Here is a 19,822-nt window from a genome sequence, read left to right on the forward strand (position 1 = left end):
AAATTGGAGATCCCGCTCAATCGAGCGGACTGCGCGCCGCCCTGAGCGATCCATACAGCGCCATCCAGCGGCTCAGCATTTTACTTCGCCGGGGCTGTCATCCAGGTGGTACCACCGTATCAGACGGAAATCCCGATTCAAGGGGGAAGATCCGCGCGTGTTTTCCGCGCGGTACATCGTGCACGATTCCTTCGGTCAAAGCCGGCCTGCCCGCGCAAGCACAACCGCATCCGCGTGTTGGATCGGCTCGCCCAGATATTCAGATATCCGCGCATGGAGCAGCGACGACTCCTCCCATGGCTTGTCACTGATGTGTTTCAGCGCCTCGCGCAGAAGGCCGACCGCTTTTTCGTGTTGAACCGCATCGATCCAGTACTGCCCTACCATGTCCACTCCGTGGCCAGTCGTTAAGCCGGAAGGCTCTCGACCGGAATCGTTTTAGGCATCTGCTGCGCCGGGACACCGAGGAAGACGTCTCGGCAAACCGCCACATGCATGATGATTTTTCGCCACACCAAACGAGCGCTCTCCCGTACCCAATCGAGGGCATTGCGCAGGGGAACAGATCGGGGATCGACGCCTTGCATAATGCGAAATTTTCAGTCAGCCGATTCACGTGAACAATCGATAAACGTTCACAAATAGCGGGGGGTTTCCTAAACGGAAACGCCCGCAGCGTCCCTTGTCGGGAGGATGCGGGCGTGGATTGCAGTTTCATACATCCGGGTTGGTGAATCCCCCAAAAGGGGGACTTACGTCACCCAAAACAAAGTTCCGCTTGTCGGGAAGCAACTTGTTCCACCACTCCCCCCTTGCCCTTGGCCTCTTTCAAAGCAAGCAAACTCGCATATCGGTCTTGGACGCTAACAGCGTCAATGCATTGCGCGTTAAAACCGAGCAGCGTTGACACCTGCCGGCGAACACGAGCCAGAAGTTCGGCTTCGTCGCGAGTGGGCAAACAGGTCGGCCACCCAGACTCGTAAAGCAGATGCTTCGGGATCTCGGCTTCGATGGCCTGGCGCTGCGCAGCGATGGCTTTCGCCTGCTTCGCCTCGCTTCGCAGTGACGACGGCAGGATATGCGGCGCCACGTCCGACAACCAGCGGTTACCCTGAAAGGCGAAGGACGACTTCACCTCAAGTTGGACCATGCGGATATACGGCTCATGGTTGTCCTCGCACATCGCAGACGCGATGAGATCGGCTTCCGACGACATGATGCAGAAACAGCAGCTGACGCGTGACAATCCGTACCGGGTGTAGGCCTCGTGCAGACTGAGACCAACATCGTGGATCGCATACGCCACGTCCTGAACAGGCCATTCGATGATGGCGTTCCAGGTAATCCCAACCCCACCCTTGCGGGTGAGCTCGGAGTTCGGAGCCCAGACCGGCATCTTGCTGCGGTTCGGGCTTTCCTGACGGCGAATGCCCGTCACGTTGATAATGTCCCCTTGCGGGAAACGCTTTTTCAACGCGCTGGAAATGAGGTGAGTCTTCATTTCGCTCGTACAGAACCGCATCGACGGTGTGCTCCAGGGAAGAATAAGCTTCACGCAGGACAGCTCCTCGTACCGCAGAACACTGTTGCGCCATCTCACCTCCCAGCGGTCCAGCATGTCGCCGGCCTGACGCCGAATCACGAGCAATTCCCACCCCAATCGATGAGCCAGACGCTCGCAACTCGGCAGGCTGTCTTTCCACTCGATACGGCCGAGGTCGGAATGCACCAGTAGACGCGGTCCCTTGTGGCCGATCGCATCCAGGTGCTTTGCCACCGCGATGGCACAGGCATCCGAGTCCTTGCCGCCCGATACCCCGACCGCTACTACGGCATCGCGGTCGAGCAACGCTTCGACTTCCGGGGACAAACAGACCTGATTGGGCTTTCCTTGTGGGGCACCCTCCAGAAACCGGGGTGTGATGAAGTGAACCGGTTCTTCGATAATTCCCATTTCGTTTCTCAAATGATGGAGAGAAACGCTCCCGTGGGGGAGCGCGTCCCCGCACGGGTAAAAGTGAAGCGAGCATCCCTCCTTGCGGAAGCGATGTCCCGCCAAGAATGGATGCAACTTATGCCGCGACAGCCTCGGCTCGCACAAACGACGCAAACGAAATCGACGTCGCTTGTTTGAACGCCAAAAGCGCATGGCCGAGGGCCTTGAACACCGAGACGAAAGGCGGAACGCTGACAGCCTGGCCACATACTTCATGACCGAACGTCTGCGTGACTCCTGTCACCATATCCTCCCAAATCCCCTTGCAGCGAGCATGCTCGCGTACCGTGGGAATTCGGAGAAGATCCGGATCGGCCGGATGCTGCAGGAAGGTCCCGGTGCTCTGACGCTTCGCGAGCGTCTTGTTGAGCGTCGGCACCTTAGTAGATTCTTCGTTGACGATCGTCATCTTGAATCCCTTCCCTGCCGCTTCGTCGCGTTCCTGCTTGTCCTTCAGGTACGTGAGAGGCGACCAGCACTTATCGTCCAGCGCGACGACTTCCATGATCTCGCCCAGCTTGCGAGCCTGAGGCTCGGGCCGTTCGACCAGATCGAAGGAGAACTCAACGCCCTGCGTGACCGCGATCATGCACATGCGCTCGCGATGCTCGAGCATGTTCCATTCGGCCGCATTCAGCACGGTCTCGTGGACGACATATCCGAGGTCTCGGAACATCGAGCGTGCGATCGCCGCCGACGCCGTGTTCAGCCAGCCGGGCACGCACTCGATGGCGACGAAGGCCGGCGAGGCCTGTGCCACAGCCGCAAGTGCCGGTACGATCAGATGCCCAACGTCAGGGTGCGACTCCGGGAACTCCAGCTTGCGCTTCGTCCGCCCGGCATTCGACGCCCCGCTGCACGGGATACCGAGTACCATGCCGTCGAGCTTGGGCAGTTGAGACATCACCCAGTTGTCGAACACCACTTCTTGCATCGGAGCCGTCAGTAGGATGGTCTGCGCGTCGAAAACCGGGTTGTGCTCGACCGCATGCTCCATGCAATCGTCCCGGATCTCGTTCGCGACTGCCAGCCGTGAGCGGATGCCTGCCTCTTCCAGCCCCGTATGAGCGGCTCGGTCGAGGATGCCGATTCCCGACGAGAACGAACCCATGAGCAGCGGTTCGTCATTCGCGAGCTTCGACTTCAGCCGGTCGAGCCGTTCCTTCGCACGGACTTCCGAGGCGATCGGAAGCACGAAGATTCGGCGCAGCTGCACCACGATGCGGACGGCCGTCAGGCCCATGCGAACGAAGATGCCGAGGAGACTTTCGTTCTGGATGTCGATCACCGGAACCGCGCGCTCGCGCACGACCTTCTTGGATACGACACGCTCGCCATCGTCCGCCGCCTCGAGGACCAACATACAGCGGTCCTCATCGAGCTTGGCTCTGAGCTTCATGCCCGGCAGGAAGCCAGCACGGCTCGCCTGAGAGCCTTCGATCCACAGACGCGGCGTGCCTTTGTTGCTGCCGAGCTTGCGGATCTCCATGCCTTGAAGGGATTTCATATGCTTCTCCAGGGGAACGTGCGAGAAGCGCTCCCTGCGGGAACGGTTCCCGCAAGGGTTGAAAGACAAAGTGGATTACTTCGTGAACCAAGCCGCCGTCTCGAAGAGGTGCCGCGCGGCGTGGTCGTGTTCGTCGAACGCGACCATCTTGCCGCCGTAGCCTTCAGCGACGGCGCGCTCGATCGCGACCTCGTAGTGCTCGCCCTCGTCCATATCGACGTCGGCAACGGGCAATTCGAACGTGCGGATCTCGGGAATGCCTTGCGAGCTTTCACAAAGGACCGCCACCTTGATGCTGGTGCGCTCCTCGTCGATGTTCGGCTTCAGACCGAGCAGACGGTACAGGTTGTCTTCGGCCTGACTGAGCTCGGCAGACAGCCGTGCACCTTCCGCGTGCCCATCGTCGGAGAGACGATGGTCGCCGCGCAGGAACGACGCTTCGCCGTGAGCCGCGATCGCCGCCTTAACGCGATCGGCCCAGCTCGACGGATACGAGATCTCTTCCCAGGCTTCGCCGCGGGCCAGTTCGGTTCCGTCGGGCAACACGGCCGTGGTGATATCGATCTGGTAATGATTCGCCGGATCGCTACCTTCGACCGTGGCCTGCTCGATACTCTGACCCGGACGACGGAACGGGTATTCGATCAGCACGTGACCGTTTTCGTACATCAGGCCATTGGCCTCGTACTCGCCCGGGCCATCGGCATCGGTTGCCTTGACCAAGACTGCGTACGGAAAGACCTTCCCCACGAGAATCGGGGCGATGAACGACTTGATGTTTTGCTGTTTCATGTGTGCTCCAATGAACCGCGAAGCACACGCCCACCAGGGCCGAGATGCCCCGCATGGGTTTAGAATCACCGGATGGTGAGGATTGACTGCGATCAGACCGCAACCGCAATATGGCTAGATTTCGGACTAGCTGCCGTTGGGAAAACGGACCTATTCTGCCACAAACTTCCTGCTGGGAAAATTCCCCAGCTCGGCACACAAAAAAAATCCCGCCGGCACTCCCAAAGGGAGCACACGGCGGGCGGGTTTCAGGCTGATCGATTACACATCGAACGATGGGGTCGACGGCTTGTGCCCAGGCTCCGGCTCAAGTTCCGATCGCGAAATCACTGCACAGCTACGCACGTGCGCGTGCTCGTCATGCAAGAGCGCGTTTCGGGCGACGTCATCACATTTCGCAAACAGCATGCTTGCGACGACAGCCCTTCCGCCTCGATCAAGTTCGCGGAGGTCCGACTCCAAGATCACCGCTCGTTGACTCAGGGTGAAAATCTCGGCTTCGCGCAGCTGATACAGCTGATGGACGACCGCATGAGGCATCGAGCCTTTCACCGGATATTGCTCAGCGAGCATTCGTGATGTAACCGGCTTTTCCAGCAGTTTCCGGTCGCCGATTGCGCTGTTGTGACTCGCTCGAGACGCCGCCAGATAGCTTCGGGTCGCCTCGCTGGCTTCCTCCAGTGCCTCCTGTATCATGCCGTCCTCGTCCGGAAACAACCCTTTCATCTGGTTAACCTGAGTCTCCAGTGAATCGACTGCACCGTAAAGCGATCCGGCCACTTCCTTCCAGTTCGCCTCGGCAGACGCGATTGCAGGCTTGCTCCCTTCCCGCGCCGCCGGCAGTTCCCCCTCGTTTGCTCCGGCTTCGCAAGCCAAGGCATTTTCGAGGGCAACAGCCTCCTCTCGCAGCCAGGAGGGAGTATCCCCGCCGAAAGCTTTGAGCAGTGCCTGTGCCGCGTCGCGGACGGTCACTTCCGGCCGTTTCCGATCATGTGACTGATACGCCAGCAACGCCCCGGAATCCATCATCGGATGGGCACCGGCGAGAATCGCCGATCGAGCCTTTTCACCGTCCTGTCGCGTGCCGAACGGGCCAGCGATGTTTTCTTGCCGGTCGACATCAAAGACAACGAATGGGGCATTTACGCCGTCACCAGCGAAATTGCCATGCTCATCCGTTCCATCGACAACAAGACTTGTCTGAGCAGTGACCGAATTGATCGCGTCTCGCACGGTGTCTGGCAATTCGATGAACTCATCAAGGTAACCGTCCACGATGAACGCTATCGCTTCGTCAAACGTCACCGTCTCGGCAAGGCTGACGTAGGCGCTGGCCTCCGAAATCAGGCCATCTGCACGCTCTCCCACAACCATGAAGATTCCGTCTTGCCTAACGTGCGGGACCGCGTGGACGTCGATCTTGACAGACGGCGCTGCCTCATTGACCTCGACCACGACGTTCAACGCCCGCATGCGCTGCACCGCTGCCATGATGCTCGTAGTAATGCGATTCGGAGGTGCTTTCAACGCGGCGGAATCCGCTTCAGCCGGGACTTCCCGCGTATACACACGGGTCTCGCGAAATGCATCGCCGCGAAATTCAGCCTCAGCAGCCAGTTTCCACGCCAAATTCCAGAGAGGATGCAGTTCGTCGCCGATACAGGATTCCGGATTCTCCGCAAGGCCGCATTCTACAAAGGCATCGAGCATCAGCATGTTCGCGTCACAGAAGTCGTGGGTATGGCATACCCCAGCGATTTCTTCGACGCGGTTCCGTTCACGGACTTGTGTGAGCTCCGCTCCCGTCAACGACAACGCCAATTGACGGCAGAAGGCGATTGCTACACGCACTGCAGCTTCGTGAAACTGGGCCAAAAACGACTTGCCACTTTGCTCGGTCATATGTGCTCCGTTGATTGCATAGCGAAGCACACAGCCCACCGGGACTGAGATGCCCCGCATGGGTTTGAAATAGTGGCCGGGGAACCCAGCCTAAGGATCAAATCCCGATCCCGGGCGACAGCGGAATTCCGCCATCGGCCCGGCACCGGTTTCTCGTCATCTCCTGACGTAGAGCCAGTAGAGAACGCACGCTACGAGCCACAGCAGCCACGCGACACAGAAAACGCCGTCGAACGCCGGCTTCAGTGTCTTGTGCCTGGCTGTTGCCCTGCCCAGTTGGGCGCCCACGAAACCACCTCCGAGGGTGATCAGATGCAGCCATGCTTCCTTGATGCGCTTCTCCCGCTCCACTGCCCGGCGTTTGTCTTCGACGAACATCACGAAGGCAACGACGTTGATGCAGAGGAACAGGATGCGGAACGCACCGGGAAACAATGGCGACAACACGATCAATCCTGACGCGAAGGCAAGTCCGGTCAGTTCCCGAAACGGTTTCGGCTTTGCTTGTGTCTGCATACCCCTCCTTTCGGGATTGAACATGACGAAGATCATCCCCGGTCCAGGCCGGGAAGCTCGTCGAACTTGGTGAAACTGATGCCTGCGCCGGTGTAGGTTGCGATTTCGCCGTACACGACGACGCGATCGACCTGCAGCTGCGCAGCACGCGCTTCCTCGAGCAGCTTCTTGTAGGTTGCGCGATTCAGTACGCCGTTGACGACGAAGATACCGGTCCCCTTGGAGACGGCGGTAGCCCTTACGAAGCCTGCGAGGTACTGGTACCCATCCACCGAAGAGACCGCGGCGTAGCTATACATCCCCAGCACCTGCAACTTCAATGATGCCGATGGCACATTGTCTGCCGCTGCGGATTCAGCTTGCTTCGCAGCCTCGCGGCGAGCTTCATTCTTCACCACCGTGTAGTCGCCATAGGCCATTCGGTCGATTCGAGCGAAATCGAGCCCATGTTCGTCACATAGAAAGCGAAGGTCCGACAGCATGCCGAGAACCGTCTGCTCGATACCTTCCGGTGTCGTCGGATCGGATTCGAACGTCTGGTCCGCAACACGCCACGACTTGAGGGATTGCCCGACGCGCACAACCCGCATGCGCGGACTGTAGATCAGGTCCTCGGAGAACTCCGGCATCTCTGCCGGAACTTTGATATCGACAGAAACCGTGTCTGCCGTGTTGGTCTGCATATCCCGCTCCTGACACAAAGGGCGAAGCAGGATCCCAAGCGGGAACGTGCCCCGCATGGGTTGAGTAAAGGCGGCAACGCCGCTTCTGGCTGGAAATGGCCCAGCTACCGTCGAAACTGCCGAGAATATTACCAGAACAGCGGCATCTCGAGCTTAATCGGACTTGGAGTCACTGGTGGTGTCGGAATCCGGTTGCGGGGGGCTGTTCGGGCGCGTCTGGGTTATCGATCCGGATTTGCCGTTCAAAGCCCGTGTGACGTCGGTGTCCACCTTCGGATCCATAACAATCACCCTGCCGCCTTCGGCGATGATCCGGCTCATTTCATCCATTCGCTCCTTGGTCAGTACGTCATTCAGCGGGCCATGCAGCGCATGATGACTGTGTCCGAAAAAGCTTGCCGGCGAGGGCGCCCAACTGCCGTCCTCAGCCTGCGTCCAGTGCTTCGGCGCGAACGAAAGACCATCCTGGTAAGGTTGCCCATCCCGCATGCGCAGATCGTCGTGGATGAACGGCATATCCGGACTGAGGGGAACCTGATCGCCGGCCGAAAATCGCTCGGACACAAGTCGCCTCAAATCCTGCAGGACGTAGCGCCCGACGTCCTCGGGAGGCGGCATCCGAAGATCTTCCGGCTCGCGCCATTCCTGCGAGAATTCCGGCGGCTCGGAGCCATTCTGAAGTTCGGTCCAGTTGACGATCTCCGCGATCCGCGGCTTGTCGCTGCGCTCCATGCGGACGACTATATCAATGGCTTCATGAATCGACCCGACGCCTCGACCGCCCAGCAATTCCGTCAGCGTTGGGATCACGTCCTCTACGCTGCGCGCGTACAGGGTCCCTAAACCCCCGCCGTAAGCGGTCCAGGAGCGCAGAACGTTGGAGGCGATTCCATCCCGGATCTCGTCGAAAGCCACTCGACGATGGCCAAAGTGCGGGTGTTCGTCCGGCCCGCGTTCAATCTTCACGAATCGGTCGACATTTGGCGGATACTCCGCGTCGCCTCGTGTCACCTCGCAGACCACGAATGCGTCCCCGGGAGCACGAATCGCCATTTCGTTGAGCAGCACATGCATCAGAAGCGATTTGCCCGACGAGGTAGCTCCGATGATCAGAATCGACTTTCGTTGGTCGATCAACTGATCGAAACGACGACGGTGTTCGAGCGAAATGATTCCTTCGGCAAGCAAGGCATCGAGGGTCGACGGAAATGGTCGCTTCACCCTGAAGACATCCGTGACGCTGGAGAAATCGACATCCCACGTCAGGGCGTCCGAATACCCGAGTTCGGCGAGCCGTATGCGCAGGTCGTGGTAGGAAAACAGAAAGAATCGTACTGCGGTATCTTCACCAACCGCCAACGCGGCGTTCAGCGCAGCCAGGTTATTGTGGCCAAGAGCACGGGCGAGCGCTTCAAGCACATGGGAGTGCTGAACGCCCGGCAACTGTTGCCTGGCCGCCCGCTTGAGTTGATTGAAGGAATTCCGGCTGAGAAATGCTGACGGCATGACGAGTCCTTTTGATCGAGGTCTACATACCGGCGATTCCATGCAGACCTGACAAAAGGTCGTCTTGCGAGAAAAAAGTAAGCCGCCTGTTTAACCCGCCGGCAGGTTGGGATGGCATCCATCGGATAGCCTAGCACACGGCCCCAGGCGCAGCAATTCCCCCGCGGAAATGAAAAACCCGCCGCACGGCCCGAAGATCGGGACGTGCGGCGGGTTCATTCAGAGCTGGACCAGCTTGTAGTCATCGAGCACGACGCTGCGAGCCTTGCGAAGTTTTGCCCGGATCTGGGCGTCCGTCGGGTTCTGCATGTAGTACGAGACAGCCACGTCGTCACCGTCGTTACGGTGAATCCACGCGTCGACGCGATGTGTGTAGCCTTGCTTCTTGTACTTCGCGTCATTCTCGGCCATTCGACGGGCTTCCTTCTTCCGCCCTTCCTCGAACTCCGCATTGAGCTTGGCCATGAAACAGCGCTCGCACTGCTTCTCCCGGTTCGTTCGCACGGTATCGGGATCGAAGGCGGGCTTACCGCACTTCACACAAGCGATAACGCCGATCGTCTCGAGTAGTCGGCTCATATCACCGACCGTCGCATCAGCGAAAGCAAGTTCCTTCTCGTGCACGTACGCCTTGCCACCGCCCTCCGACATGGTCACCGAGATTTGGAACCCGTACGTCGGATTCATCCAGGAACACGGGGAGACCTCGGCCGTCAGGGTTGCGCCAGCGATTTCGCGCGAAACACTCGCCTTCTTGAGGTCCGTTTCCGGACTGGATTGCTGATTCATATTTCTGCTCCTGTATGAGATACGCGAAGCAGACACCCCAGCGGGATGAATGCCCCGCATGGGTAGATAGCCGGGTGTCCGGCCAACATGAGAAAGCGGGGAACCCGCGTTCGGCTGGAAAATGGCCCAGCTACCAATCAAAACTAAGTCATTGTGCCATAGTTTCCTGACAGGAAGTTATCGATCAAAAAGGAAACCCGCCAGCACCCTCAAAGGGATGCGGCGGGTCATTATCTGCACCAGATCAATACCGGCGATGCTTCGCAGCGGACTGAGCGGCCGCATACTTCTCGGCCATCGTATCGAGTCGGTCGGTTTCGACGCTCGGCGTGTCGTACGAGTTCATGCCTCCCGGATTCGACCCACGCCAGGCGGCGCAGGCGGCTTCCATCGTCAGATGCCCCGTCGAACACCACATGAAGGTGTCATAGTCGTACTCGACATCCCATTCCGGATCGTCACCCGTCTGGTAGTAGTCGAAGAATCCCCGACTCCAGGTACCGTTCCGGCTGGGCCACACTACGTTTTCGCGATTTTGGCTCATTGCGATTTCAAAGATGACGAGGACGTCTCCCCTGCGGGGAGACTTCCCCGCGGGGGTTGGACATCAAGCCCGGTTACGCCTACGCGGCCAGGCCATCTTGAACGGACGAAATCTCCGCACGTTTCAGAACAGCGCTGCCTGCTGCAACTGACGTTGCGGAACCGGCAACGGTACGGCCATCGCAACGACCGGCACAACATCCGCCAGTCGCTCTTCCACCTCGAACGGGTTTGTGTCCCACGTCGAGCGATTCAGCTTGGCATTGAAGCCAGCCTCTCCGTCTCCGACCAGCGGGGTCAACCGCCGGGCACGCCCCCACTCACGGACACGAAAACGTTGGATCGTCACCGTCTCGCTTCCGATCTGGAAATCGATCGGATCGCGGAACACGATGACATCTCCGGCGTTCGGCGCCGCGGCACTCTCGAGCGACTTCTGCTCGTATGCCCTGCGCTGAGCGTCACGCCAAGCTGCGGCGTTTTCCAGGTTTCGGCCCGAGCCGGGGGGTATCTTCTCGATCGCCGTGAGCTGATTGAAAAGCGACCTCGGCATGGATGTTTCGCCCGGGTCGGAGAACTCCCAGATCGGTTTCCAGCAGAACTCCTTCTGGTCACGGGAGATCTTCACGAATTCCGCGTAGTTGAAGCCCTCCCCGGTCGCCTTGATCGTCATGCGCACGACGAACCAGAGACCGCCTCGTCCGGGTTTTCCGTCGAGAACCTCGTAGGTCGCCACGTCGTTTTCCACCCTTTTCCCGGCGTAGTGGGTATCGACATGACGCAGCATCTCCATTGCAGATTTGCCCGGAATATTCCGGGTACCGCTGTAGCCCATGACCTGCTCCTAAGTAGATCGAAGAGGCAGACACCCCATCTGGGATGCCTGCTCCCCGATGAGTTAATGAACAACAGACGACGCGACGGCCCCGATGAGATTCGACCGGCTCGCAACTCGCTGATCCGGGATACACCACGGCGCCGACTCGTACCCGGGCAACATCCTGATCGCCCTGGCACGGATGGCCGAGACGATCTTGCCGGCGAGCAACGACGGGTAGTCTTCGAGCCCTTCGACCTGGCACTCGTATCCCTCGCAAAGCTTCAGGATTGCCACCGGCTCCGGCAGCGTCGCCATCGGCAGGTAGGCGTGCGGGACGTGGATCTCGCACTTGCCATACTGCTTGGTGACCGCCTTGACGTTCGCCTTGAACAGCTCGCCCGCGATCCATGTACCGGCCGCTGCACCGCGGTAGTCAAGCTTCAGATGCGGCAGGCAGATCTGGTGCTGCACGGCGTAGGCCGCGAGCGTGCTGATGTGGGCGTTCGAGCAGAGAAAAATTGCCATCTTGTACTCCTCATTGGAAATCGCAAGGAGCACACACCCTGAGGGATGTGCGTCCCCACAGGGTTAAAACATGAGCGCAGCCTCGATGGCGGCTCTAAAAAAGCGAATCAGGCTGCAGCTTGAAACGTAACGCTGCCGCGCTCGATCAGCCGTTCTGCGAAGTCCTCGACCTGGTAGTTCGGATACCACCAGACGTTCCCGAGAACAACGATGCTGCCATCGTCCTGCAAATCGATCGCATCGGAGAGCATCGGCGCGTCCGTCAGGGCACCGACGTCGACAGGGGCGATCCCGAAGAGCTTCGCGTTACCCAGAAAGCCCAACTGATCGAGCATGTCGTCCAGGAACCGGACGTCATTACCACCCACGCGGTCCTTGATGTCCTCGAGTATCTCGCGGTCACGATCGTTTTCGATCAGGAACGTGAGATTTCCCGTGGCTTCGATTATGTGTTTCATGACGCTTCCTATAACTTTGGCAAGGAAGCGTCCCCGGCGGGAATGCTTCCCCACCAGGGTTGTGTTGTGATTCAGCGGCCGTCGCCTTGCGAACGAGCGGCGCTGACTTCTAAATTGAAACTGAGTTTCTTCACTGCGCCGACAAACGGACGATCTTTCCCGGCTTGTATGCAATAAACTCGGTCGATGTGTTCCACTGTCCGCCCGGATGCCCGAGGGAATCGGTGAACTTCAGAGCCTTCGCAACACGCTCGACTTCGGTTCCGTGTTGCGACCTGTCGAGATCGCAAATCCGGAACTTCATGCCCAGATCGGCAACCCGAGCTCTCATTCCAGCCGCTCGGAACGCCTGTCGTACGTCCACGCTGGTGACAGCGGTCTGAAGGCCGGTTGCAGCATTGGAGCAGAGAATAGCGGTCATCTTGTACTCCTCAATGGAAATCGTGAGGAGCACACACCCAGCGGGGATGTGCGTCCCCACAGGGTTAAAAAATCGACGGTCAGCTATTGAGCCATTCGTCGCGTGTCTTGATTTTCCAGCCGAGTGCCTTGGCCGACTCGACGTAGATCTGGTACTCGTCATCGTTCGTGCCGCGCCACCCAGCGATCCCGCGTTCCGCCAGCGTGACCTCCGCGCTGCCTTCCCGCGACATGAGCGCCGCCTCGAAGGCGGCTCTGCAACGCCAGGCGATCAGGTACTCCTTGCCGGGCTCTGCGCAGTGGAGCTTCACAACATTGCCTTCCGCGGCGACCGGCTCGGCACAAAAGGCCATCGCGTGTCCGTTGTAACCGTCCGGAAGAAACACGACACGCGCGGGCCGTGATGCGACGCCCGACAGCTGGGCTTCCTGATCGATAGCAGACTGGATATTCATACGCTACTCCTGGGACGAGCGAGAAGCGCCCACGCGGGAGCAACATCCCGCAGGGTTAAAATGGGGCGCACCGTTGTCGGTGCAGAGAGATCGCGGCCGAGAACACGGCCGGGAATGGCTGGTTTCGGTCCAGCTACCGGGTAAATCAAGCGAAATTATACCCGAGAATTTCTTGACAGGAAGCCAGGACGGTTCCCGACCGCCGCAGTCAGTCGGAAGGCATTCGCCCGGAGGCAGGACTTCAGCATGGGAAGAATGTGGAACGGCCCGGAAACCTGCCGCAACGGGATTTCCGGGCCTGTCTGGAACAGCGTGGCGCGATCTTGCCGGCTTAGAAGCCCGACGTCTTACGGTTGTCGGTTTCCTGCGTGAGGGTCACGAATTTGCCGCGCTTGTCGAAATTCACGACGGTGATGATGTCCTGCCCCGTGGCGGCGCCGACTCCGACCAGCGCTAGGGCTCCCAGGTGCGCTTCGCCATAGTGGAACGTGGCCGTGGTGGTTCCGTCCGCGTTCGTGACTGTCTTCATCGGCTGGCCGAGCTTGGCTTCGACGTCGCTCAGCGTGCTCACGCCTTTGACGAAGCTGGTGTTGACGCTGGCGTCCGGCTTGACGCCTTGCGTGAAAGAGCAGGCAGCGACGTTCAGCAGAGCGGCGGTGGCAATCGAAGCGACAAGCAGTTTGCGAATCATGTTTTTGTCCTCGTAAGCGGTTTGTATCGACGCGGGTACGTCGGATGTAAAGTCATCTTATCGGTGGCGAGCCCGGATTCAAGTGCCCTTCTTCGCCGGAAGCAGATGCATCATGCGGCGAGCAGCATATTAACGGTCCCGATACCCTTCTGCGTCGACTTCCTGGGTCCAAAACGCGAGCTCTGGCCATACCGGAAGCCGGTGACCGGGCCGTAGTGCGCAGAAGCCGGCGTGCGCGAGTCCGTTGATGCCGGCGTAGGAGCGTAAGAACAAGGCCAGTCGAATCGTTTCGCCATCCCCGTCGTACTGGTCGTCTTCGATGATCTCCTCTCTGGAGAAACCGAGGTGCAGTCCCGCCGCGAAGGCCCACGCGGTCGCTTCCGGATCGGAACTCTGAATGACCGCCCGATAGAGCGCCGTGTCCGGAGGAAGGCCCAGCTCCCCCACTTGGCGGAACATTTCACGGCGACCGGCGTACAGGTTGCCGCACATGAGATGTCGATAGCGCTTGGGGGTGATCGCTAGATGCGCCGCCTCGTGCAACAGTACGGAAATCCGGCACGCCGGATCCACCATCAGCTCGCCGCGCTCGATGCGCACGCCCTCGGCGAAGCCGGTCGCACCCGGTTCATACCGAGCCGGAATGCCAATTTTGTTGAAGAAGTCGAGTACGCGATCAAGCGTCCCCGGCCTGTATTTAGGTCGTTTGTTCATTGGATCGAATATCGGCGCTCACTGCTTGAGTCAGCCACACCCTTGTTATAAGCACGGGACACTCAGACGATACCGACATTCTCACCGGTTTCCAGCCCTTTTTCGGTCCTCAAGTACGATCGCCCGCGTTCAGGGGCACGGGCGACAGGGTATTGCGACAATCAGCGTCCGCGGGTCGGTGTCATCCCGCCGGCGCGGCGGTCACCTCGTACCTTGGAATGATCTGCTGACCTTTACTCAGCAACCTGTTCGAGACGTGGATCATAGTGCCGACTTCGAGCTTCTTCATCGGCCGGACGAACGGTGCGAGCCCCTGACTGAGCTCGCCTGCGACCAGCTCTCCCCTCAGGCCAATGAGAAAGTCTCGCCACCAGTGATCGACGTGCGGGCCAAGATCGCGGAGACCGGCCATCTCCTTCTTCAGCGCATCTAGACTCCTGATCAGTTGCTCAGCCTTGGCATGCAGTTCTTCCCGGCTCTCGCGCAACTCAATGAGCCGGTAAAGTTGCCCTGGTCGCACAACGAGTTCGAACTTCTCCACGTACTCCTCGCCGTCCGTAAAGGCATCGAACAGTTCTCGATAAGCAGCCAAGTCAGCGGGCAGTCCCTCGAGGAGGTAGTCCTGTGTTTGCGGGCTCCAATCGGCGTAAGGCTTGGATACCGCGAGAAGACGGTCGAGGTCGAATCTGAACGTTTCGAAATTTCGGGGCATCGCGCGTGGAATCGCGTCGCTTCCGCCGAACTGCGTCACCTCGGAGAGTCTGAACAGAATTGCCCAAACAACTCCTGCGGCGGTCTCAATCTTGCCACAGGTGCTCTCTACGGCTTGTTCGTGATCATGCACCCGACCACTTTGCTCGCGTAGATCCTTGATTCGCTCCTGCACCTTCTCGTCCATCAGGCCTCGAGCGATGCGTGATAGACAATCGGACTGCTCCAGCATGGCGAGATCCGAGCTTCCGCCGGATATTTCCCGAGCTTCCGCCAGCAGTGCACCCGCAACAGCGCTCGGCTCCACTCTCTGCAACAGATCCATCAGCACATACGCTGCGTCGAAATCATACCCACGATCGCTTGCCATGATCCCCTCTCGCCGAATCGGTTCCTGCCACGAAGTTTCCGTCAGCATACCCGAAATGCAAACGCCCGCATCCGGTTGGGACCAGAGTGCGGGCGTCTATTTCGTGCTTTGGGGAATCAGTGCGCCAGGCTCGTGGCGAACAACTGGCGCGACACCGACTCGCGCATGGAGTTCAGCTTCTGAACGCAAGCCTCGACGAGGTCCTTGTCCTTGGCTTCCTCTGCGTTTTCCTTCACCGTCGAAACGAGGAAGTACTGCCGGGGCGACTTGCTGTCCGTACTGAAACCATAGTCGGCCAGAATCCGGTCGAGACGGTCCATTGCCGATTCGCCGGATACCGCTGCTTTCACTGCGTTTTCTGCCATGACGTTCTCCTTCTGGTGCTTTGCGAAGCACTCACCCCGGACAGAGATGGGTGCCCCGCCCGGGGAAAGGAGTCCGCCACCCTTACGGGATGGCCGGCTCCAGGAAGTCGGCCTTGCGGCCACGTCAAATGCGGCCAACCAGCATCGCTGGCTGGCTGCGAACGGACACATCACGCGGCATCGAGCGCCTGGGCAGGGTCGCCGCTATGGTCTGCCGCCGCGAACGTGATTTCGTAGGGATCGACTGGTTTCGAAGCCGCACGGCCCGCGCGAACGGATGCCTCCCGCTGAGCGCGCTGTCTGGCCAGCAGCTCATCGAGATATGCGATCGCACGCTTCTTCGATTTGCTCATGATGGATTCCTAAAAGAAAGTGACTTATTGGAGTCCACGTTCCCTCCGGGGAAACACGGACCCCAGGGGGCTGAAGAAGGAATGGCTTACTCAGCCGTTTCGGCGATTTGCCAGCCGGCCGTGCCGAACTGGGCGTCGAGCTGGTCGCCGGTCAGGCGATCAGCGTTGTCCCGGCAGTCACCATCGGACTTCTGAGGGTGAAAATAGCCGCAGCAACCGCAGTCAATCACTTCGATGAAGGGCATCGTCTACTCCTTGAAAAACGCGAAGCAGACGTCCCACGCGGGATGAATGCCCCGCGAGGGTGAGCACCGAATGGTGCGAGGAAGGTTACGGCCCAAGATCGGCCGATTTGGCTGGCTTCGGTCCAGCTACCGTGAGAATCGCCCCCATCATACCAAAAAATTTCCTGACAGGAAGCTGTGATTCCGTCGCTGCGACCGGGTTAGTGCTGGAAAATCGCCGCGCCGATCACGACAACGACGCCCGCTGCCAAGATCGCCACGCAGACGTACCACTGCCGCTTCAACTTCTTGATCCCGGAAACCTCGTCCAAGACCTTAAAGACCTCCGCTACCTCTTTTGCGTTTGCCCGGGACACCCTGTAGTGCGTTTCGCTGACTGGCACGAAAAGGTACGTATCCTCGCCAACAATCGTGCTGCCGGCCGACGTCAGCGCATTGTTCCATGCGCGCGATCGCGGCTTGACCTGCGCCGTCTCGGTCAGCCACTTTTCAATCTCTCTCTTCGAGTACACCCGGTCATCATGCAGTTCGACCGACATTCCCTTCCCCCTAATAGCCAGTAGCCGTGACCAGGCCGATCATGCCCGCGCAGACCAGCGGTGCAAGGCAGTTCATGCACCCTATCACTGGTCCGCGCCGCACATTCTATCGCCAGAACACGTGGAGACAAGCGAGCCTCATAAATGCTTTCCAGTTCCATTGATGCACTCGGACTGCCGCAAAAACAAAAACCGCCAAACGCCCCATGAATTGGGACGTTTGGCGGGAAGGATCACCACTTCGGTTATGGGCGCGATGACTCGCCTTGCGTAACCTGGTTCCGGAGAACCAGGTTTGCGTGGCGGGCCATGTCCTCGATATGACTGGCCCGCAATGTTTCTGCGAGTCGCAGGCCTTCGAGAAACGACGCCACCTCGAACTGCTCAGTGGAAAAATTGTGCTCGACAATCCATTGACTGCTGGACTGTCGAACGATACAGATCCATTGGCGAACCTCGTCGTTGCTCGCCACGGTCAGGCGAAATGCACCGTCCGGCAGCAGTTCGAGGCTGGGGAAAAGCTCCCGAATCGCCGCGAACATCTCCGGTGCCGCCACGAACAAGGGACGGATGGCTGCGTATTCGGCCTGGCGCTCGACCAGTTCCGGATCCGCGCCGCCGTCTCGGCGATCGTCTCGATCGGTCTCCTTCCAGTCCTCGAGGAACTGGTCGGCCAGACCGAGGAGACGGTCAGCATCGGCCGTCGAGAAGCCCGAGGCGGTGGGCTTTGTGGAGGCGACCGGGACGGTGCTCTTGCCAACCGGCAGATAGTTGATCTCCGCTTGTTGAGCGAGCTCCGCGAGGAAAGCGACATCCTTTTGAGCTGTCGTCGCGCCGGCCGGCGCCTGAAACCCGACATCGATACGAATACCGTCGTAGGCCAGGTAACCCTCGAAGGCTTCGACGACTTGGGATTGAGTGTTGTTCATGCGCTACTCCAAGAAAAGTGCGAGAAGCGCCCCCTTTCGGGAACAGCTTCCCGCAAGGGTGAAGAAATTCAGGCACCGGAAGTGGTGCCGACATGCCTGCTTAGCAGGCAAAAAGATCCGCAGCTCGCCGGAAATCGTCGATGCCTTGCCGTGTCAGTACTGCATCCGGAAAGCGGTTTGCTCCCCCCAACACGTAGTCAAGCATCAATTCGCTTCCGATCCAGTTCCGGCCAAGCCGCTCAGCCTCAGCGCCAGTCTTGAACGAACCCGAGAACGGGTCGTAGACGGTGTCGCCTTCCATCGTGCACAGCTTGATGAAATGTTCCGGGACTGCGCCCGGAAACCGCGCCGGATGGACCGGCAGATTCTGCTCACGGCAAGCCTTCATGTAATGACTGTTCGACTCTGTATTCGCCGCGACGATCAAGGTGTGCGGTATCGCCCCGCCGTTGTCGACGTCGAATGCCCCAGCCGAAAGCTCGTGGCCACTGGGTCGTACTGCCCCCTTCTCGCCACCAGCGGCAATGCGCGATCGCATGGACTCGCTGTACGGCACGAGTACCTGCGAATTGTCGGCGTACGGCTCGCCGTTTGGTGCGAGCCAGTAAATCTGCTCGAGCGACGGCTTGACGCGGACGCGGCGCACGGTGACCCACTCCGCCGGCGCTGGCATCTTCGACGGGTTGTGCCATGCATACCGGGAACACAGCTTCCATCCCAGATCGTCCTCGAGTCGGATGATCAGCCGTTCCTGATACGTCGACAACATCGGCACGCCGCTCTGGAATACGTCTCCAAGGTTGAGCACCACCGAGCCGTCGCCCGCCAGCTTCTGCGGCCACAGTTCAGCAATCCGCATCAGCCAGTCGAGATACTCTTCGACTGGCTTATTGCCATACTGCTTTTCGCGCAGAAGCGGATACGGGGGCGACGTCAGGATCAGTCTGAGAGATCCGTCGTCGATGTGTGCGACGGCCTCCTTCGCTTCGCCGAACAGCGCCACGCCTTTGCTCGTCGTGAAGATGGTGATGACGATGCCAGGTGCGGCCTGACGCAGTGCGTCTCGCCCCTTGCCTGTCAACTCCCATTCGCCGCGACCAGACGCGTTGATCAGTCCCATCAAACGGGCGCGCTGCTGCGCCCACCTGACAGATCGCTGGTACACGTTGACATTTCGTCCGGCGAGTAGCGTCGTTTCCTGTTGTTCGACTTCCGGCACGCCGCACTTGAGTGCGATCGCGTCGTAAAGGTCGTGGGTATGCGCCTTGCCGCCGCCGTTTTCGATGCAGTCGAGTAACGGCAGCACAATCTGGTCTTGCGAGACCTTGCGGCGTGGCCGCGAACGAGGTTGATTCATGGTCTGCTGCTCCGGGAAACGCGAAGCAGACAACCCTGCAGGGCTGTGTGCCCCGCTAGGGTTCAAGATTCGGCACCAGCTAGGGATGCCAGGATTGCAGCCGCAGAAGGGCCGAGGCTGGATACGGACCAGCTACCGTGGGAAATCAGGTTGATTGTACACGATTACTTCTTGATGGGAATCAGCCAAGCGGAGCACCGACAGCGCTTAGTCGGGCGGTCGAGCTACTTGGCCGACGAAAATTCCGGCGCCCGCTCGAGGTCCCGGACGTCCATGAACTCCTTGAGACGCTGACGTCTTTGCCGCGGGCGCAAGTCGAAGTCCACATAAACGTGATCTTCGAAGGGGCGGCAGCACTGGGAATTGACGGTACCAGTCCACCCGGCCCGGCGGGCCTGCTCCGACTGAGGGAAGTATCTGGTTTTCACGTCGTCGGAGACGCGCACCCGATCTCCGGGAGCAAACGGATTTACTTTGGCTTGGATGTTCGTAGCACGTGAATCTCGGCCTACGTCACTGGCACTATGCTCTCTACCACCCAAAACGGCGACCGCGTTTTTTTCGCTCATCATTTTCCTCAGCAATGCTTGTTCCCGTCAGGCTAGCAAGGCGCTTCACGAAAGCAAGTCCCTTGGC

The 19,822-nt window shown here is 59.4% G+C and carries 24 protein-coding genes; all 24 read right to left on the reverse strand.

Going from position 1 to position 19,822, the window contains the following annotated elements; translation table 11 throughout:
- Positions 1-195 precede the first annotated feature (195 nt).
- Positions 196-387, reverse strand: a complete 192-nt coding sequence (locus tag L810_RS13735) for a hypothetical protein (protein ID WP_021158917.1) — start codon at positions 385-387, stop codon at positions 196-198.
- Between the two features lie 370 nt (positions 388-757).
- Positions 758-1,954: a phosphoadenosine phosphosulfate reductase domain-containing protein gene (locus L810_RS13740; RefSeq protein WP_081712845.1), complete on the reverse strand. Its 1,197-nt coding sequence runs from the start codon at positions 1,952-1,954 to the stop codon at positions 758-760.
- Between the two features lie 118 nt (positions 1,955-2,072).
- Positions 2,073-3,503, reverse strand: a complete 1,431-nt coding sequence (locus tag L810_RS13745) for a DNA cytosine methyltransferase (protein ID WP_021158919.1) — start codon at positions 3,501-3,503, stop codon at positions 2,073-2,075.
- Between the two features lie 75 nt (positions 3,504-3,578).
- Positions 3,579-4,295, reverse strand: coding sequence for a hypothetical protein (locus tag L810_RS13750; protein ID WP_021158920.1), 717 nt, complete (start codon positions 4,293-4,295; stop codon positions 3,579-3,581).
- A 261-nt stretch (positions 4,296-4,556) separates the two neighbouring features.
- Positions 4,557-6,197 (reverse strand): hypothetical protein, encoded by a 1,641-nt coding sequence (locus tag L810_RS13755; RefSeq protein WP_021158921.1) that lies wholly within the window; start codon positions 6,195-6,197, stop codon positions 4,557-4,559.
- A 156-nt stretch (positions 6,198-6,353) separates the two neighbouring features.
- Positions 6,354-6,749: a DUF1294 domain-containing protein gene (locus L810_RS43990; RefSeq protein WP_051392239.1), complete on the reverse strand. Its 396-nt coding sequence runs from the start codon at positions 6,747-6,749 to the stop codon at positions 6,354-6,356.
- Positions 6,746-7,396 (reverse strand): hypothetical protein, encoded by a 651-nt coding sequence (locus L810_RS48410; protein ID WP_021158923.1) that lies wholly within the window; start codon positions 7,394-7,396, stop codon positions 6,746-6,748. The genes L810_RS43990 and L810_RS48410 overlap by 4 nt, the downstream gene beginning before the upstream one ends.
- Before the next feature lie 153 nt (positions 7,397-7,549).
- Positions 7,550-8,902: a conjugal transfer protein TrbB gene (locus L810_RS13770; RefSeq protein ID WP_021158924.1), complete on the reverse strand. Its 1,353-nt coding sequence runs from the start codon at positions 8,900-8,902 to the stop codon at positions 7,550-7,552.
- A 219-nt stretch (positions 8,903-9,121) separates the two neighbouring features.
- On the reverse strand, positions 9,122-9,691 hold the full coding sequence (locus L810_RS13775; protein ID WP_051392240.1) for a hypothetical protein: 570 nt from the start codon (positions 9,689-9,691) through the stop codon (positions 9,122-9,124).
- A 244-nt stretch (positions 9,692-9,935) separates the two neighbouring features.
- A complete protein-coding gene (locus L810_RS13780) occupies positions 9,936-10,235 on the reverse strand; it encodes a hypothetical protein (protein ID WP_042974442.1) in 300 nt (99 codons plus the stop codon).
- A 123-nt stretch (positions 10,236-10,358) separates the two neighbouring features.
- Positions 10,359-11,069, reverse strand: a complete 711-nt coding sequence (locus L810_RS13785) for a DUF6927 domain-containing protein (RefSeq protein WP_021158927.1) — start codon at positions 11,067-11,069, stop codon at positions 10,359-10,361.
- A gap of 63 nt (positions 11,070-11,132) precedes the next feature.
- Complete coding sequence (locus L810_RS13790) at positions 11,133-11,579, reverse strand: hypothetical protein (RefSeq protein ID WP_021158928.1); 447 nt, start codon at positions 11,577-11,579, stop codon at positions 11,133-11,135.
- 107 nt (positions 11,580-11,686) lie between these two features.
- Positions 11,687-12,037, reverse strand: coding sequence for a hypothetical protein (locus tag L810_RS13795; protein ID WP_021158929.1), 351 nt, complete (start codon positions 12,035-12,037; stop codon positions 11,687-11,689).
- A gap of 130 nt (positions 12,038-12,167) precedes the next feature.
- Positions 12,168-12,458, reverse strand: coding sequence for a hypothetical protein (locus L810_RS13800; protein ID WP_155836202.1), 291 nt, complete (start codon positions 12,456-12,458; stop codon positions 12,168-12,170).
- 79 nt (positions 12,459-12,537) lie between these two features.
- On the reverse strand, positions 12,538-12,912 hold the full coding sequence (locus tag L810_RS13805; protein ID WP_021158931.1) for a hypothetical protein: 375 nt from the start codon (positions 12,910-12,912) through the stop codon (positions 12,538-12,540).
- Between the two features lie 331 nt (positions 12,913-13,243).
- Complete coding sequence (locus L810_RS13810) at positions 13,244-13,603, reverse strand: hypothetical protein (RefSeq protein ID WP_021158932.1); 360 nt, start codon at positions 13,601-13,603, stop codon at positions 13,244-13,246.
- A gap of 129 nt (positions 13,604-13,732) precedes the next feature.
- Positions 13,733-14,317: a hypothetical protein gene (locus L810_RS13815; protein WP_021158933.1), complete on the reverse strand. Its 585-nt coding sequence runs from the start codon at positions 14,315-14,317 to the stop codon at positions 13,733-13,735.
- 181 nt (positions 14,318-14,498) lie between these two features.
- Positions 14,499-15,398: a hypothetical protein gene (locus L810_RS13820; protein WP_155836203.1), complete on the reverse strand. Its 900-nt coding sequence runs from the start codon at positions 15,396-15,398 to the stop codon at positions 14,499-14,501.
- A 116-nt stretch (positions 15,399-15,514) separates the two neighbouring features.
- Positions 15,515-15,763, reverse strand: coding sequence for a hypothetical protein (locus L810_RS13825; protein ID WP_021158934.1), 249 nt, complete (start codon positions 15,761-15,763; stop codon positions 15,515-15,517).
- Positions 15,764-15,933: 170 nt separating this feature from the next.
- Positions 15,934-16,116: a hypothetical protein gene (locus tag L810_RS13830; RefSeq protein ID WP_021158935.1), complete on the reverse strand. Its 183-nt coding sequence runs from the start codon at positions 16,114-16,116 to the stop codon at positions 15,934-15,936.
- Between the two features lie 86 nt (positions 16,117-16,202).
- Positions 16,203-16,361 carry a hypothetical protein gene (locus L810_RS47125; protein ID WP_021158936.1) on the reverse strand — a complete coding sequence of 53 codons (159 nt, stop codon included), beginning with the start codon at positions 16,359-16,361 and terminating at the stop codon, positions 16,203-16,205.
- 200 nt (positions 16,362-16,561) lie between these two features.
- Positions 16,562-16,900 (reverse strand): hypothetical protein, encoded by a 339-nt coding sequence (locus L810_RS13835; RefSeq protein WP_021158937.1) that lies wholly within the window; start codon positions 16,898-16,900, stop codon positions 16,562-16,564.
- 245 nt (positions 16,901-17,145) lie between these two features.
- Positions 17,146-17,829, reverse strand: a complete 684-nt coding sequence (locus L810_RS13840) for a hypothetical protein (protein WP_021158938.1) — start codon at positions 17,827-17,829, stop codon at positions 17,146-17,148.
- A gap of 100 nt (positions 17,830-17,929) precedes the next feature.
- Positions 17,930-19,186 carry a site-specific DNA-methyltransferase gene (locus L810_RS13845; RefSeq protein WP_051392241.1) on the reverse strand — a complete coding sequence of 419 codons (1,257 nt, stop codon included), beginning with the start codon at positions 19,184-19,186 and terminating at the stop codon, positions 17,930-17,932.
- Between the last annotated feature and the right edge of the window lie 636 nt (positions 19,187-19,822).

Source organism: Burkholderia sp. AU4i, from assembly GCF_000466765.1.
GTDB lineage: Bacteria > Pseudomonadota > Gammaproteobacteria > Burkholderiales > Burkholderiaceae > Burkholderia > Burkholderia cepacia.

Coding starts and splice junctions, on each gene's coding strand:
- L810_RS13770 (WP_021158924.1), bottom strand. CDS start 8,902: ATGCCGTCAGCATTTCTCAGCCGGAATTCCTTCAATCAACTCAAGCGG.
- L810_RS13780 (WP_042974442.1), bottom strand. CDS start 10,235: ATGAGCCAAAATCGCGAAAACGTAGTGTGGCCCAGCCGGAACGGTACC.
- L810_RS13755 (WP_021158921.1), bottom strand. CDS start 6,197: ATGACCGAGCAAAGTGGCAAGTCGTTTTTGGCCCAGTTTCACGAAGCT.
- L810_RS13815 (WP_021158933.1), bottom strand. CDS start 14,317: ATGAACAAACGACCTAAATACAGGCCGGGGACGCTTGATCGCGTACTC.
- L810_RS48410 (WP_021158923.1), bottom strand. CDS start 7,396: ATGCAGACCAACACGGCAGACACGGTTTCTGTCGATATCAAAGTTCCG.
- L810_RS13795 (WP_021158929.1), bottom strand. CDS start 12,037: ATGAAACACATAATCGAAGCCACGGGAAATCTCACGTTCCTGATCGAA.
- L810_RS13845 (WP_051392241.1), bottom strand. CDS start 19,186: ATGAATCAACCTCGTTCGCGGCCACGCCGCAAGGTCTCGCAAGACCAG.
- L810_RS43990 (WP_051392239.1), bottom strand. CDS start 6,749: ATGATCTTCGTCATGTTCAATCCCGAAAGGAGGGGTATGCAGACACAA.
- L810_RS13825 (WP_021158934.1), bottom strand. CDS start 15,763: ATGGCAGAAAACGCAGTGAAAGCAGCGGTATCCGGCGAATCGGCAATG.
- L810_RS13740 (WP_081712845.1), bottom strand. CDS start 1,954: ATGGGAATTATCGAAGAACCGGTTCACTTCATCACACCCCGGTTTCTG.
- L810_RS13790 (WP_021158928.1), bottom strand. CDS start 11,579: ATGGCAATTTTTCTCTGCTCGAACGCCCACATCAGCACGCTCGCGGCC.
- L810_RS13745 (WP_021158919.1), bottom strand. CDS start 3,503: ATGAAATCCCTTCAAGGCATGGAGATCCGCAAGCTCGGCAGCAACAAA.
- L810_RS13735 (WP_021158917.1), bottom strand. CDS start 387: ATGGTAGGGCAGTACTGGATCGATGCGGTTCAACACGAAAAAGCGGTC.
- L810_RS13775 (WP_051392240.1), bottom strand. CDS start 9,691: ATGAATCAGCAATCCAGTCCGGAAACGGACCTCAAGAAGGCGAGTGTT.
- L810_RS13800 (WP_155836202.1), bottom strand. CDS start 12,458: ATGACCGCTATTCTCTGCTCCAATGCTGCAACCGGCCTTCAGACCGCT.
- L810_RS13835 (WP_021158937.1), bottom strand. CDS start 16,900: ATGTCGGTCGAACTGCATGATGACCGGGTGTACTCGAAGAGAGAGATT.
- L810_RS13750 (WP_021158920.1), bottom strand. CDS start 4,295: ATGAAACAGCAAAACATCAAGTCGTTCATCGCCCCGATTCTCGTGGGG.
- L810_RS13840 (WP_021158938.1), bottom strand. CDS start 17,829: ATGAACAACACTCAATCCCAAGTCGTCGAAGCCTTCGAGGGTTACCTG.
- L810_RS13830 (WP_021158935.1), bottom strand. CDS start 16,116: ATGAGCAAATCGAAGAAGCGTGCGATCGCATATCTCGATGAGCTGCTG.
- L810_RS13805 (WP_021158931.1), bottom strand. CDS start 12,912: ATGAATATCCAGTCTGCTATCGATCAGGAAGCCCAGCTGTCGGGCGTC.
- L810_RS13820 (WP_155836203.1), bottom strand. CDS start 15,398: ATGGCAAGCGATCGTGGGTATGATTTCGACGCAGCGTATGTGCTGATG.
- L810_RS13785 (WP_021158927.1), bottom strand. CDS start 11,069: ATGGGCTACAGCGGTACCCGGAATATTCCGGGCAAATCTGCAATGGAG.
- L810_RS47125 (WP_021158936.1), bottom strand. CDS start 16,361: ATGCCCTTCATCGAAGTGATTGACTGCGGTTGCTGCGGCTATTTTCAC.
- L810_RS13810 (WP_021158932.1), bottom strand. CDS start 13,603: ATGATTCGCAAACTGCTTGTCGCTTCGATTGCCACCGCCGCTCTGCTG.